The following is a 14,072-nucleotide window of genomic DNA, read 5'->3' as shown; positions in this document are numbered from 1 at the left end:
CGGGGGCTTGCGGGCACAGCAGGGCCCCGGGACCGGCGCAGTGGGTCCCGGGGCCCGGTCAGAGCCGGCGGGTGCCTCACACCCGCCGAAGCACAGCCACCACCTTGCCGAGAATCGTCGCCTCGTCACCCGGAATGGGCTGATACGCAGCATTGTGCGGGAGGAGCCACACATGGCCGTTCTCCCGCTTGAAGCGCTTGACCGTCGCCTCGCCCTCCAGCATCGCGGCCACGATGTCCCCGTTCTCCGCGACGGGCTGGCGGCGGACCGTAACCCAGTCCCCGTCGCAGATCGCGGCCTCGATCATCGAGTCGCCCACGACCTTCAGTACGAACAGCTCGCCGTCGCCGACAAGCTGGCGGGGGAGCGGGAACACATCCTCGACCGACTCCTCGGCGAGGATCGGGCCACCGGCGGCGATCCTGCCGACCAGCGGAACGTACGACGCGGCGGGCTTGCCGCTGGTGTCCGTCGGCTGGGTGCTGGGCTGGTCGGAGCCGCGCACCTCATACGCCCTGGGGCGGTGCGGGTCCCGGCGCAGGAAGCCCTTGCGCTCCAGCGCCATCAGCTGATGTGCGACGGAGGAGGTACTGGACAGCCCGACAGCCTGGCCGATCTCACGCATCGACGGCGGGTATCCCCGACGCTGCACGGAGTCGCGGATCACCTCGATGACGCGCCGCTGCCGATCCGTGAGTCCGGAGCTGTCGGCCCGGATACCTGGAGGTCGGCCGGGCAGCGAACGCGTGGGCTTCTGCCCCTCGGGGGGCGTGGCTGCGTCATTCATGGCATGCACCGGCTCGAATCGGTTCTGGGAGCGGTCCTGGGCAGTGATGGCGGCACTGTCTGCGGTGGTGGTCACGTCGGCCCCTCTCGAATGGTCTCCCTAGCTGGACAACGGTAGTGGGTTTCGAAAGGTTGCGCCAAACACACGTTCGAGTGAAAAATCGCAGATTGCCTGACGTAGGCGCCTGCCTGGGTGTATGTGCGAACGATGAGACCGTAAGGCAATGCCGGCCAGTACGGTAGCCTCCACCGGCGGGGTGCCGAGGGGCGGGGTGATTCCAGTCTTGCACCCGGCGGCCCGGAATCCAGGGAGCCGTGCGTTTCGCGTAGTCGCTGGCCGGTTCCTGGCCGCTCGTCGGCTTGCCTGCGGCCCGTCGGTGATCTCTCCGTGGCCTGTCTGCGGCCCGTCCGATGCCGGTACCGCGCCGCCTTGATGACACGGCGCCACCACTCGTACGCCTCCCGTAGGCGACCACCCCCGCGCGACACGCGCTGAGGGTAGAAAACGCGGCTCAACCCCAGATCTAGTGGTTGGATTGTGTCCGCCGCCCAGAAGTTGTGGTCCCCGGTCCGCCAAGACCGTGGCCATCGCCTATGCTTGGGGCTGCTTCGAAGGGCTTCGACAAGCCGGTCGAGGCTATTCAGTCGTGCTGTGAAGGAGGGTTGGGAGAGCCATGCACTGCCCCTTCTGCAGGCACCCCGACAGCCGTGTCGTCGACAGTCGCACCACCGACGACGGAACGTCGATCCGACGCCGTCGGCAGTGCCCCGACTGTTCCCGCCGCTTCACGACGGTGGAAACCGCCTCGCTGATGGTGATCAAGCGCAGCGGAGTGACCGAGCCCTTCAGCCGTACCAAGGTCATCTCCGGCGTGCGCAAGGCATGCCAGGGGCGACCGGTCACCGAGGACGCCCTCGCCAAGCTCGGCCAGCGGGTCGAGGAAGCGGTGCGCGCCACCGGCAGTGCCGAGCTGACCACCCATGACGTGGGTCTGGCCATACTCGGCCCCCTGCAGGAACTCGACCTCGTCGCGTACCTGCGATTCGCGTCCGTGTACCGGGCTTTCGACTCGCTCGAAGACTTCGAGGCCGCCATCGCGGAACTCCGCGAACAGCGGCCTCCCGCAGAGGAGCGCGGGACCGGCGAGACCCTTGAGGTCCCGGTTCCCGCCACCGCCGCCGACTGAGCACAACCGCGCCGATCCCCAGGGCCCGCCTCATCGGCCCGCCGATCGGCAGCAGGGCGGCAAGAAGACCTGTCACGGGCGCCGTGCGCGGCGCCCGCGGCATCAGACAAGACTGTGCCACGGGAAGATCTGGGCACTTCAGAGCGTTTTTGCCCGTATATGGGAGGCGGCATGACAGAGACGACGAGCGGCCCGGCACGAGGGTCCCGAGCCAAGGGATCCAAGGCGAACAAGGGTCTGCGTATCGAGCGAATCCACACCACCCCCGGCGTGCATCCGTACGACGAGGTGGTCTGGGAGCGTCGTGACGTCGTCATGACCAACTGGCGCGACGGCTCGGTCAACTTCGAGCAGCGTGGCGTCGAGTTCCCCGACTTCTGGTCGGTGAACGCGGTCAACATCGTCACCAGCAAGTACTTCCGCGGGGCCGTCGGCACCCCGCAGCGCGAGACCGGTCTCAAGCAGCTGATCGACCGGATCGTGAAGACGTACCGGAAGGCCGGCGAGGACTACAACTACTTCGCCTCGCCCGCCGACGCCGAGATCTTCGAGCACGAGCTGGCGTACGCCCTCCTGCACCAGATCTTCAGCTTCAACTCGCCGGTGTGGTTCAACGTCGGCACGCCCCAGCCGCAGCAGGTCTCGGCCTGCTTCATCCTGGCCGTCGACGACTCAATGGAGTCGATCCTCGACTGGTACAAGGAAGAGGGGATGATCTTCAAGGGCGGCTCGGGCGCCGGTCTGAACCTCTCCAGGATCCGTTCCTCCAAGGAACTGCTCTCCTCCGGCGGCAACGCCTCCGGCCCCGTGTCCTTCATGCGCGGCGCCGACGCGTCCGCGGGGACGATCAAGTCGGGCGGTGCGACCCGGCGCGCGGCCAAGATGGTCATCCTCGACGTCGACCACCCCGACATCGAGGGCTTCATCGAGACCAAGGTGAAGGAAGAGGAGAAGATCCGCGCTCTGCGTGACGCGGGCTTCGACATGGACCTGGGCGGCGACGACATCACGTCCGTCCAGTACCAGAACGCCAACAACTCGGTCCGGGTGAACGACGAGTTCATGAAGGCCGTCGAAGCCGGTGGCAAGTTCGGCCTGCGTGCCCGGATGACCGGCGACGTCATCGAGGAGGTCGACGCCAAGACCCTCTTCCGCAAGATGGCCGAGGCCGCCTGGGCCTGCGCCGACCCCGGCATCCAGTACGACGACACCATCAACCACTGGCACACCTGCCCCGAGTCCGGCCGGATCAACGGCTCGAACCCGTGCAGCGAGTACATGCACCTGGACAACACCTCGTGCAACCTCGCCTCGCTGAACCTGATGAAGTTCCTCAAGGACGACGGCGAGGGCCACCAGTCCTTCGACGTCGAGCGCTTCGCCAAGGTCGTCGAGCTGGTCATCACCGCGATGGACATCTCGATCTGCTTCGCCGACTTCCCGACACAGAAGATCGGTGAGAACACCCGCGCCTTCCGCCAGTTGGGCATCGGCTACGCCAACCTCGGCGCCCTGCTGATGGCCACGGGCCACGCGTACGACTCCGACGGCGGCCGCGCGCTCGCCGGTGCCATCACCTCACTGATGACGGGTACCTCGTACCGGCGCTCCGCCGAGCTCGCCGCGGTCGTCGGCCCGTACGACGGCTACGCCCGCAACGCCGCGCCGCACAAGCGCGTCATGAAGCAGCACGCCGACGCCAACACCGAGGCCGTCCGCGTGGACGACCTGGACACGCCGATCTGGGCCGCCGCCACGGAGGCCTGGCAGGACGTGATCCGCCTCGGCGAGAAGAACGGTTTCCGTAACTCCCAGGCATCCGTCATCGCCCCGACCGGCACCATCGGTCTCGCGATGTCCTGCGACACCACGGGCCTCGAGCCCGACCTCGCCCTGGTCAAGTTCAAGAAGCTGGTCGGCGGCGGCTCGATGCAGATCGTCAACGGCACGGTCCCGCAGGCGCTGCACCGCCTCGGCTACCAGCAGGAGCAGATCGAGGCGATCGTCGCCCACATCGCCGAGAACGGCAATGTGATCGACGCTCCCGGCCTGAGGACCGAGCACTACGAGGTCTTCGACTGCGCCATGGGTGAGCGCTCCATCTCCGCGATGGGCCACGTCCGCATGATGGCGGCCATCCAGCCGTGGATCTCCGGCGCCCTCTCCAAGACGGTCAACATGCCGGAGTCGGCGACCGTCGAAGAGGTCGAGGAGATCTACTTCGAGGCGTGGAAGATGGGCGTCAAGGCGCTCGCGATCTACCGCGACAACTGCAAGGTCGGCCAGCCCCTCTCCGCCAAGACCAAGGAGAAGGAGAAGGCCGAGGTCACCGAGAAGGCCGAGGAGACGATCCGGGCCGCGGTCGAGAAGGTCGTCGAGTACCGCCCCGTCCGCAAGCGGCTCCCCAAGGGCCGTCCCGGCATCACCACCTCCTTCACGGTGGGCGGCGCCGAGGGCTACATGACCGCCAACTCCTACCCGGACGACGGTCTCGGCGAGGTCTTCCTGAAGATGTCGAAGCAGGGCTCGACCCTCGCGGGCATGATGGACGCCTTCTCGATCGCCGTCTCGGTGGGTCTGCAGTACGGCGTTCCGCTGGAGACGTACGTCTCGAAGTTCACCAACATGCGCTTCGAGCCGGCCGGTATGACGGACGACCCGGACGTGCGGATGGCGCAGTCGATCGTCGACTACATCTTCCGCCGCCTGGCGCTGGACTTCCTGCCCTTCGAGACGCGCTCGGCGCTCGGCATCCACTCGGCCGAGGAGCGTCAGCGTCACCTGGAGACCGGTTCGTACGAGCCGTCCGACGAGGATGTGGACGTGGAGGGTCTGGCCCAGTCCGCCCCGCGTCAGCAGGAGCCCCTGAAGGCCGTCGCCGCAGCTCTCCCGGTGGAGGTTCCGGCCCCGAAGCAGGCGCACACCTCGGCGGAGCTCGTCGAGATGCAGCTGGGCATCAGTGCGGACGCGCCGCTGTGCTTCTCCTGCGGGACGAAGATGCAGCGGGCGGGCTCCTGCTACATCTGCGAGGGCTGCGGCTCGACCAGCGGCTGCAGCTGACTCCGGGCACCGGGCAGGCATGATTTGCCCGTTGGGGGCGGGGTATCCGAAGAATTCGGATACCCCGCCCTCATTCAGTGCAACGTGCAGGCGGGCAGTGCAACGTGCAGGCGGCGGTGCCCGAAGCACCGAGGCGGGTATTTCGCTCGGCATTCCTGCCTTGCCATTCACGCCGGCTGAAATTGCGGGGAACCAGCTGTGGCGGGCCTCCCTCGTCGGCGTGTCCCTCGTCATTGACCGTCCGGTCGTGGACCCGTGGGGCGGCTATCGTTGAGACGCACGAACGGCGACGGGCGCGGTGATGACAAGAGATCACGAGCACGGCCCCGATTCAGCGAAGGCGATCCCGGTCACCAACACGGTGGCCGGAGCCGTCGCCGGACATGTTGTGCAGGCCGGTGTGGTAACCGGCGGTGTCCACCTGTACGCCGCTCCGCCCACCGCACCGTTACCCCGGCAGCTTCCCGCGGCGCAGTCCGTGTTTGTCGGACGCGGTGACGAGCAAGAGCGGCTGACCTCTGCCTTGGAAGAGACAATGGCCGTGGGGAGGACGGTGGTCATCTCCGCGATTGTCGGAACCGGAGGGATCGGCAAGACGTGGCTCGCACGGCACTGGGCCAACCAGCACGTCGACCGGTTTCCTGACGGTCAGTTATTCGTCGATCTGCGGGGCTTCTCCCCCCAGGGAGAGCCGATGCCGCCAGGGGTGGCGGTACGCAACTTTCTGGACGCGTTCGGGGTGGACCCCAGCCGAATACCGGTGGAACCGGATGCCCAGGCGGCGCTGTACCGGAGTCTCGTCGCCGGTAAACGCATGCTGATCGTGCTGGACAACGCCCGCGATACTGCCCAGGTCAGCTCGCTGCTGCCGCACAGTCCGACGTGCACAGTACTGATCACCAGCCGCAACCGACTGGCCGGCCTGATAGCTGCTCATGGCGCCCGCTCGCTGCCGTTGGACGTGCTCGGCGAAGACGAGGCACGCGAACTGCTCGCCGCACGTCTCGGTGCCGGACGGATCGCCCACGAGCCTGACGCGGTGGACGCACTGCTGGTCCATTGCGGAGGCTTCCCGCTGGCTCTGAGCATCGTCGTCGGCCGGGCCGAAGCGCACCCCGGCTTTCCGCTGGCCGTGCTGGCCACCGAACTACGCGACGCCTCGACTCGGCTGGGTGCCTTGGACGACGGGGATGCCTGTGCCAGTCTGCCCGCCGTGCTGTCGTGGTCGTATGCGGCTCTCCCGGCTGAGCAGGCCCGCGCGTTCGGCCTGGTCGGTATCGCTCCAGGCGCGGACATCAGTCTGTTCGCGACGGCCGCCCTTACCGGCCTGCCCGTCAGCCGGGTCGGTCCGGTGATCCGGGCACTGGAGCGAGCCTCGCTGCTCCAGCAGGATTCACCGGGCCGATACCGGATGCATGACCTGGTCCGCCTGTATGCCGCTGACGAAGCCAGTCGTGACCTCGCGGCGGACGACCGGGACGCGGCGCTGCGCAGGCTCGCCGACTTCTACACTCACACGGCCTTCGCCGGCGACCGGATCCTGCATCCTCACCGTCAGCTGATCCATCTCGATCCGCCCGTTTCTGGTTGCCACCCCGGCACCTTGGGCGACGAGGCCGCGGCGCTGCAGTGGTTCGATGCCGAGCACCCCTGTCTGCTGGCCACTCAGCGCATGGCCGCGGAGCGCGGCTGGCACCGCACAGCGTGGGAGTTGGCGTGGGCTCTGACCACCTTCCACTACCGACAGGGACATCTCCACGACGATCTCTCCGTGTCCCGGACGGCGTTGGACTCTGCTTACCACCTGGGCAGTTTCGTCAGGCAGAGCATGGCTCACCGGCTCCTCGGCCTGGCATACGCTCGCATGGATCGGCAAGAAGAGGCACTGGAGCACATCGAGCAGGCGCTGGCACTCGCCGAGCGTGCTCACGATCCCTCAAATCAGGCTCACGCTCACCGCTACCTGGCGTGGGCATGGGAGCGAAGCGGAGAGGACCGTCGTGCGCTGGAGCACGCCGCTCGGGCGCTACGCCTGTTCCGTGCGATCGGCGACACGATTTGGGAAGCCGACGCACTTGGCCTGATGGGCTGGTACTCGGCCCGGCTGGGCAACTACGCCCAAGCACGCATTCACTGCGAGAAGGCACTGGTCCTGCACCGTGACCGGCGGAACCGTGCAAGTGAGGCGGACACTCTGGACACCCTGGGCTACATCGCTCACCACACCGACGACCATCTCCGTGCCCTGGACCACTACGGTGAAGCACTCGCCCTGTATCGCGACATTGGTAATCCTTACGAGGAAGCGGACACTCTTGACCGGCTCGGTCAGACCCATCTCGCCCTCGGCCACCACGGTCAGGCCCATCGGGCGTGGCAGCGAGCGCTGGAGTTGTTTCAAGCGCAGCACCGCATCGGCGAGTCCAGCCGCATCCGGCAGCAGCTCGCCGCCCTTGACCGACGGCCAGAGGTGGCTCCGTCTCGATCCGAGGGGAATACCGCCCGCGATGAATAAATGTGCTCCGCCAGTAATGTGAGCGCTTTTCAGGCGTGAAGTACTGCTCGGGGTGGGGAGTCGGCGAAATGCCGGCTCCCCACTCGGCCGCCATGACGATCGGGGCTATATGTCGCCCGGTTCCCCAAGTGTTCTTGCTATCAGATCGGTATCGCAGTACTCAGTCAGTGATTGCAGCTTTCCCTCTCTGATGTGGCAAACCCAGCAGTACGTGTTGTGATAGGGCTTCCCTTCCGTGGTTGTGGCGCGACCTCTGCACTCCACGACCACGCAGTCCCCAGCGGCGATGAAACGTTGTGGGATGTTCGTGTATGTGTCCGCGAACTGGGCGAGCAGCGGCCGAAAGAGCTCGTTGAGGACGGCCTGTTTACCCTCGTAGGTCCCAGACCATTTCGTCGTACCGATGATCGTCCAGCGGAAGTCGTCGGCGAGGCTCTCGGCGAGGGGTCGGCCGTTCCCTTCCGCCAGCCCGGCGAAGATGTGCTGCATCAGTCGCGTGTTCTCGGTCTCGCCCATGACTCCTCCGTCACCTTGTGCCTTGAAGGTTCGGCCTGCCATTCAACAGACTGGAGTGCCGTCGCGGGCGCCGTCAGCCGCCCATCAGGGCCACGAACTCCTGCGGCTCCGCGTCGAATCCGCGGACGGTGCGGTGGAATTCCCACTCGCCCGCCTCGCTCCGTGTGAACTCGCCGACGACGGCGGCCGTGGAACCGGCGACGGCGGCGAAGTCACTGCTGCCCAGCTCGATGTGCCCCTCCAGAACGCGCACGAGGGCGTTCGCGACATCGGCGAACACCGTCCGACCGTCCCGCTGCTGAATGACCACTCCCACGACGACGCGCCCGTACGTGGCCGCCAGCCGGTCGAACTCCAGCGTCATGACCTCGTCCGAGCCGAAGCCCTGACCCGTCTTGCTGTCCCTGACCAGGATGATGGTGCCGTCCGGCGACCGGCTGTCGAAATGCACGACGTACGCAGGCTCGCCGTGCGGGGCGTCCGCGCGGTACGTCGCGGCGACGATGTCGAGATCATGCGCGGGCTGACCGAGGGGGCTCGGATCCCACCTCAGGGTCACCTCGGCCTTCCGGACCCCCTTGTTGAAACTGCTCACCGGATTCCCCTTTCCCGTGATTCACCGAACTGCCAGGTGATTTGCATCGGTTGACCATGGTGTCACGTCCACGCTTCCGCATCAGGCGGTGCCGTGTCCCGGGCAGACAAAGGGTTGGCGTGCAGCGCCGTCATGGTGATCATTGGGAGGGCGGCACCGCTCGGGACCGCCTGATTGTTCACGGGGGTGGGGATCATGATCTGGAGCAGCGAAGAGCTGGATCTGGACGCGTACTTGGCACGTATCGGATACGCAGGGCCGGTCGCGGTGGACCTGGAGACGCTGCGGGCCCTTCAGCGGGCGCATGTCGCGGCGATTCCCTTCGAGAACCTGGAAGTGGCGCTCGGTCGCCATGTGCCGCTGGATCTGAAGAGCCTGCAGGCGAAGCTGGTCGGGCGGCGGCGCGGTGGCTACTGCTACGAGCAGAACTCCCTGTTCGCCGCAGTGCTGGAGCGGATCGGCTTCCAGGTGGCCGGGCGCGGGGCCCGGGTCCGGGCGAGCGCAGCCAGGAGGCGGCCCGTGACGCATGCCGTCCTGGTGGTCACGGTGGACGGCGAACCCTGGCTCGCCGACACGGGCTTCGGCGGTGGGGGAATTCTGGAGCCGGTGCGCTTGAGGGATGGCGTCGTGGTGGAGCAGGGAGGGTGGACCTATGGGATCAGCTTGGAGGACGAAGGGATTCACGTACTGCGGACTCTCGGTCCCGAAGGGTGGGCCGATGTGTACGCGTTCGCTCCCCAAACGCTCTATCCCGAAGACTTCACGGTCATGAACCACTACAGCTCGACACATCCGCAGTCGCGGTTCGTCGGTCAGGTGGTGGCGCAGAAGCCCGGCCCTCAGGTGCGTCATGCCTTGCTGCGCGGCGAATTGAGTGTCTCGCACACCAACGGGACGAATGAGAGGCGCAGAGTGCCGCCGGGTGAGCTGATCTCCGTACTGGACGAGATCTTCGGCATCGAGCTCGATACCGAGGATGCCGCGCGGCTGCGTGCCCTGAGCGAGCAGAGCGAGCAGTCGCGTTGAGGTTCCGGCGGGGGAGTTGGTGCAGATCCTGGCTGATGTGTTTCGGAATCGAACTGAACGCCAAGGATTCGGTCGACCCGGTACGAGTGCACTCCGCAGGAGAGTGACCGGGGCCACGTTGCGCGCCGTACGATGGCGCGGTGCTGGTCAAGTGGATTCGCTGCACCGTGGTGGACCGTCGTGGGTTCGAGCGGGGACAGCGGAAGTGGGCGGGGCTGCTGGGTGAGCCGGGATTCCGGGGACAGGGCGGTGGGTGGAGCAGAGGGCGGCAGAATGTCGCGCATGTCTTCGGCTTCTGGGAGAGCCGGGCGTTCTACGACTCGTTCATGGCGCGCTCCCATGACCGGCTGGCGGCCGGCCAGTTTGGGACGTACAAGGACATACAGGTCAAACTGTTCGACTACCGCTTCGACGTGAAGACGGGGTTCGAGCCGCGGTTCACAGACGCGGACGTGGTGCGCGTCGCGCACTGCAGGGTCCGCGAGGACCGGGTCGAGCACTACGCGCTGATGCAGGAGAAGGTGTGGAACCCGGCCATGGCGGGGTCACCCGGGATGGTGCGCGGGTTGTTCGGGGAGGCGCCGGGGAGCGAGTTCCTGGTGATGTCGATGTGGCAGTCGGCGGCCGAGCACGGGAAGTACCGCAGGGAGCGGGTGGAGCGGCTGCTGCTGCGCGCGCAGACGGAGGCGGATGTCGCGGCGCTGGCCGGTGATGTGGTGGAGCTCGAGCCCTCGTGGACGGTCTGACGCCGGGCGCCGGCGCCGGCCGCTCCGACTACCGGCCACCACCCGCCTCACCGGCGAACGGTCACTGCGGGCCGCGGGCTCCGCTCGCCCCACCTGTGGTGGGCCACTGCGGGCCGCGGGCCCCCGCGTCGGCTGCGACCGGCCATCTGGTGCCCCGCCTCAGCTGCCGATACGCCGCGTGGACTCGGACCCGACTGCTCGACGCCGTCCGGACCGATCTACTGTCAAGACATGGCAAGACCGCGACGCATCGTCCTCGTCCGGCACGGCGAGTCGGAGGGAAATGCCGATGACACCGTGTACGAACGCGAGCCCGACCATGCACTGCCGCTGACGCCGACCGGCTGGGCCCAGGCCGAGGAGACGGGTGCACGACTGCGTGAGCTGTTCGGGCGCGAGCGCGTCAGCGTCTATGTCTCGCCCTATCGGCGGACCCATGAGACCTTCCGTGCCTTCGCACTCGACCCGGAGCTGGTACGGATCAGGGAGGAGCCCCGGCTGCGTGAGCAGGACTGGGGGAACTGGCAGGACAGGGACGACGTACGGCTGCAGAAGGCGTACCGGGACGCCTATGGACACTTCTTCTACCGCTTCGCGCAGGGCGAGTCGGGCGCGGATGTGTACGACCGCGTCGGGTCCTTTCTGGAGAGCCTGCACCGGAGCTTCGAGTCGCCGGACCATCCGCCGAACGTCCTTCTGGTCACGCACGGACTGACCATGCGCCTGTTCTGCATGCGCTGGTTCCACTGGTCGGTCGCGGAATTCGAGTCGCTGTCGAACCCGGACAACGCCGAGATGCGGATTCTGCAGCTCGGCGAGGACGGTCGCTACACGCTTGACCAGCCGTTCAAACGCTGGCGCACCCCTGAGCCGTACGGCGTCACCGGATAGAGTGGCGGGAAGATGACCGCTGACTCCTCTCGCGAACGGTGCTTCGAGCGCGCCCTGGACAGCCTGCGTGGACTGTCCGTGGGGGACGCCCTGGGCTCCCGGTTCTTCGTTCCCTCGAACTATCCGCTGGTGAAGCGGCGCGAGCTGCCACCAGGAACCTGGCAGTGGTCCGACGACACCGAGATGGCCTGCTCGGTGCTGGCCGTCCTCGCGGCCCACGACCGGGTGGACCAGGACGCGCTCGCCCGGTCCTTCGCCGAGCACTACGACGTCGATCGCGGCTACGGCCGCGCCGTCGGCCTGCTGCTCCGGCTGATCGGGGAGGGCGGCGACTGGCGCGAGCAGGCAGCCGCGCTCTTCAAGGGGCAGGGCTCGTGGGGCAACGGCTCCGCGATGCGTGTCGCACCGCTCGGCGCCTGGTACGCGGGCGATCCGGAGCAGGCCACGCACCAGGCCGAGATCTCCTCGTACACCACCCATCAGCACCGTGAGGCCGTGGTCGGCGCCATGGCCGTGGCGGCGGCTGCCGCGCTCGTCGCGGATCCGGACGGGCCGCCGGAGCCCGCGGACCTGCTCGACGGCGTCGTCGCACTGGTGCCGCGCAGCGCGGTGGGGGCGGGCCTGCGGCGGGCACGCGACATGCTCGACTACGGCGATGCCGTGACCGTCGCCGCCGTACTCGGCAGCGGCCGGCGCTCCAGTGCACATGACACCGTGCCGTTCGCGCTGTGGTCCGCCGCCCGTTCGCTCGGCGACTTCGAGAGTGTCTTCTGGACGACCGCCCAGGCGGGCGGTGACGTGGACACCACCTGCGCCATCGCCTGCGGAGTCGTCGCCGCGGGCAAGTCGGGGCAGCCCCCGGCCGACTGGCTGGAGCAGACCGAAGCCCTGCCGGAGTGGCTGCCAGACCGGTTGCGCTGAGCAGTTGACGTCGCAGGCGTGGCCGGGTCGTGGTCCGGTCTCGGCGGCGCCCCTGGGGAGTCGCCCCGGCACTTCGCCGCTAGCCTGTCCGTCACGTACTCCCAGCTGATCATCAGGAGAGTACGCAGACGAGACACCGGTCGTACGTCCGCCCTCCAGGCATGCGCGGCGATCCGGTCGGGAGGGGGTCCCGTGTCAGACGTACGGTCCACAGAGCCGTCGGTTTCCGAGCCCGGTCAGAGCAAGGAGCCGGAAGATCTTCCGCCGAACGAGCGTGCACGGATACGCCCCGGCTCACCGGCTCCCGTGCCCGCCGCGACGCTCTGGTCTGTCCTGGCCGCCGCTCTGCTCAGCGCACTTCTGCTGGGCGAGGGGCTGGGACTGAACCTGCTGATCGTGGCGGTGCCTGCCGCCCTCGCGGCGCACTTCGCGGCCCGCGCGGCAGGTCGCCGGCTCCGCCCCTGGACCCTTGCATGGGCGGTTGCCGGGCTCGCGCTGCTCGTCGTGCCGGTGCTGAGGGACGCGGGCTGGCCGACCGTTCTCGCGGTCGTCAGCGCGCTTGCGGCGGGATCCCTCGCGCTGCACGGCGGCCGTACCTGGCCGGGCGTACTTCTCGGTTCGCTCGGCCTGCTGGACTCGATCGTGCCGGGCATGGCCTGGGGATGGTCGGGAATGCGCGAGCGGGCGGGCAGCTCGCAGGGCCGCTGGGGCCCCGTGGTGCGTACGGTGGCGGTGGCCGCTGTGCTGCTCATCGTTTTCGGCGCGCTCTTCGCGGGCGCCGACGCCGCCTTCGCCGATCTGCTCGACGGGCTGATACCCGACGTCTCGGTGGCCGACGGCCCGTGGCGCTTCTTCCTGTTCGCTCTCGGTCTCGTGGGAGCGCTGGCTGCCGCGCACACCGCGGCCGCACCGATGCGCTGGGACCGCGTCACTGTGCGCCCCGGCCGGCCCCGTGCCCGCTGGGAGTGGGCGCTGCCGCTCATCGTGCTCGACCTCCTTTTCGCGGTCTTCATCGCCGTCCAGCTCGCGGTGCTCTTCGGCGGATACGAGAAGGTGCTGCGGGAGACCGGACTGACGTACTCGCAGTACGCACGCCAGGGCTTCTGGCAGCTGCTCCTGGCGACCCTGCTCACGCTGTTCGTGATCGCGCTCGCGCTGCGCTGGGCACCGCGCGACGGTGCCCGCGACCGCACCCTGGTCCGAGCCGTCCTCGGAACCCTGTGCCTGCTCACGCTCGTCGTGGTGGCGTCGGCGCTGCGCCGGATGGATCTGTACGTCGACGCGTACGGGTTTACGAGGCTGCGGGTTTCGGTGGCGGCGATGGAGTGGTGGCTCGGTCTGGTGATCGTCCTGATCATCGCGGCCGGGTTCTTCGGCGCGAAGTGGCTGCCGCGCGCCGTCGCCGCGAGCGCTGCGGCCGCCGTCCTCGTATTCGGCCTGCTGTCCCCGGACGGGATGATCGCCGAGCGGAACGTACAGCGCTACCAGAAGACCGGGAAAATCGACGTCAGTTACTTCGAGGGGCTGTCCGCCGACGCTGTTCCGGCCCTCGACAAGCTGCCGGAGCCGGTGCGCTCCTGCGCGCTCGACCATATTGCGAGGAACCTCGAGGACATCGACAAGCCCTGGTACGCAACCAGTTGGGGCGAGTCACGGGCACGGAAGATCCTGGCGGAACGGAAAGTCGACACCCATAGGTACGCGTGCGCCGAGGAAGACCGCCGACAGTACGACGAAGACGCCGAATTCGATCAGGAGGGCGAGATCGGGCCGTACGACTACAACAACTAGGGCGAACGACAACTGACGACTGAGAAAAAAGACGAGGT

General features: G+C 67.7%; 11 protein-coding genes. 8 read left to right on the top strand and 3 right to left on the bottom strand.

What is annotated here, in order from left to right; translation table 11 throughout:
• Nucleotides 1-76: 76 nt before the first annotated feature.
• Entirely contained in the window at nucleotides 77-862 is a 786-nt protein-coding gene (gene lexA, locus OG729_RS10295; protein ID WP_360870052.1) for a transcriptional repressor LexA, read from the bottom strand.
• Nucleotides 863-1,460: 598 nt separating this feature from the next.
• Between lexA and nrdR the strand changes: the two genes are divergently transcribed.
• The 3 genes from nrdR (at nucleotide 1,461) to OG729_RS10280 (ending at nucleotide 7,548) form a co-directional block, all read left to right on the top strand.
• Nucleotides 1,461-1,973 (top strand): transcriptional regulator NrdR, encoded by a 513-nt coding sequence (nrdR, locus tag OG729_RS10290; protein WP_355824232.1) that lies wholly within the window; start codon nucleotides 1,461-1,463, stop codon nucleotides 1,971-1,973.
• A gap of 171 nt (nucleotides 1,974-2,144) precedes the next feature.
• Entirely contained in the window at nucleotides 2,145-5,033 is a 2,889-nt protein-coding gene (locus OG729_RS10285) for a vitamin B12-dependent ribonucleotide reductase (protein ID WP_360870055.1), read from the top strand.
• Between the two features lie 301 nt (nucleotides 5,034-5,334).
• Nucleotides 5,335-7,548 carry an ATP-binding protein gene (locus OG729_RS10280; RefSeq protein WP_405805671.1) on the top strand — a complete coding sequence of 738 codons (2,214 nt, stop codon included), beginning with the start codon at nucleotides 5,335-5,337 and terminating at the stop codon, nucleotides 7,546-7,548.
• 105 nt (nucleotides 7,549-7,653) lie between these two features.
• Here the strand turns inward: OG729_RS10280 and OG729_RS10275 are convergent, their stop codons facing one another.
• A complete protein-coding gene (locus OG729_RS10275) occupies nucleotides 7,654-8,064 on the bottom strand; it encodes a nuclear transport factor 2 family protein (RefSeq protein ID WP_360870061.1) in 411 nt (136 codons plus the stop codon).
• Nucleotides 8,065-8,137: 73 nt separating this feature from the next.
• A complete protein-coding gene (locus tag OG729_RS10270) occupies nucleotides 8,138-8,659 on the bottom strand; it encodes a TerD family protein (protein ID WP_405805669.1) in 522 nt (173 codons plus the stop codon).
• Nucleotides 8,660-8,854: 195 nt separating this feature from the next.
• Here OG729_RS10270 and OG729_RS10265 point away from each other — a divergent pair, with 195 nt between their 5' ends.
• The 5 genes from OG729_RS10265 to OG729_RS10245 all read left to right on the top strand — a co-directional run bounded on the left by OG729_RS10265 (nucleotide 8,855) and on the right by OG729_RS10245 (nucleotide 14,034).
• Nucleotides 8,855-9,685, top strand: a complete 831-nt coding sequence (locus OG729_RS10265) for an arylamine N-acetyltransferase (protein ID WP_405805668.1) — start codon at nucleotides 8,855-8,857, stop codon at nucleotides 9,683-9,685.
• 140 nt (nucleotides 9,686-9,825) lie between these two features.
• On the top strand, nucleotides 9,826-10,431 hold the full coding sequence (locus tag OG729_RS10260) for a YdbC family protein (RefSeq protein ID WP_360870070.1): 606 nt from the start codon (nucleotides 9,826-9,828) through the stop codon (nucleotides 10,429-10,431).
• Between the two features lie 231 nt (nucleotides 10,432-10,662).
• Nucleotides 10,663-11,322, top strand: a complete 660-nt coding sequence (locus tag OG729_RS10255) for a histidine phosphatase family protein (protein WP_405805666.1) — start codon at nucleotides 10,663-10,665, stop codon at nucleotides 11,320-11,322.
• A 12-nt stretch (nucleotides 11,323-11,334) separates the two neighbouring features.
• Entirely contained in the window at nucleotides 11,335-12,243 is a 909-nt protein-coding gene (locus tag OG729_RS10250) for an ADP-ribosylglycohydrolase family protein (RefSeq protein WP_405805664.1), read from the top strand.
• A gap of 192 nt (nucleotides 12,244-12,435) precedes the next feature.
• Nucleotides 12,436-14,034 carry a DUF4153 domain-containing protein gene (locus tag OG729_RS10245; RefSeq protein ID WP_405805663.1) on the top strand — a complete coding sequence of 533 codons (1,599 nt, stop codon included), beginning with the start codon at nucleotides 12,436-12,438 and terminating at the stop codon, nucleotides 14,032-14,034.
• Nucleotides 14,035-14,072: the final 38 nt, after the last annotated feature.

The organism is Streptomyces sp. NBC_00210, assembly GCF_045160975.1.
In the GTDB taxonomy this organism is placed as follows: Bacteria; Actinomycetota; Actinomycetes; order Streptomycetales; family Streptomycetaceae; genus Streptomyces.
The sequence above is the reverse complement of the archived record's forward strand: the minus strand, read 5'-3'. Positions and strand labels throughout refer to the sequence as shown.

Bases quoted from the DNA above. Each gene is read 5' to 3' on its own strand.
- nrdR (WP_355824232.1), top strand. From the start codon at position 1,461: ATGCACTGCCCCTTCTGCAGGCACCCCGACAGCCGTGTCGTCGACAGT.
- OG729_RS10285 (WP_360870055.1), top strand. From the start codon at position 2,145: ATGACAGAGACGACGAGCGGCCCGGCACGAGGGTCCCGAGCCAAGGGA.
- OG729_RS10280 (WP_405805671.1), top strand. From the start codon at position 5,335: ATGACAAGAGATCACGAGCACGGCCCCGATTCAGCGAAGGCGATCCCG.
- OG729_RS10275 (WP_360870061.1), bottom strand. From the start codon at position 8,064: ATGGGCGAGACCGAGAACACGCGACTGATGCAGCACATCTTCGCCGGG.
- OG729_RS10265 (WP_405805668.1), top strand. From the start codon at position 8,855: ATGATCTGGAGCAGCGAAGAGCTGGATCTGGACGCGTACTTGGCACGT.
- OG729_RS10255 (WP_405805666.1), top strand. From the start codon at position 10,663: ATGGCAAGACCGCGACGCATCGTCCTCGTCCGGCACGGCGAGTCGGAG.
- OG729_RS10250 (WP_405805664.1), top strand. From the start codon at position 11,335: ATGACCGCTGACTCCTCTCGCGAACGGTGCTTCGAGCGCGCCCTGGAC.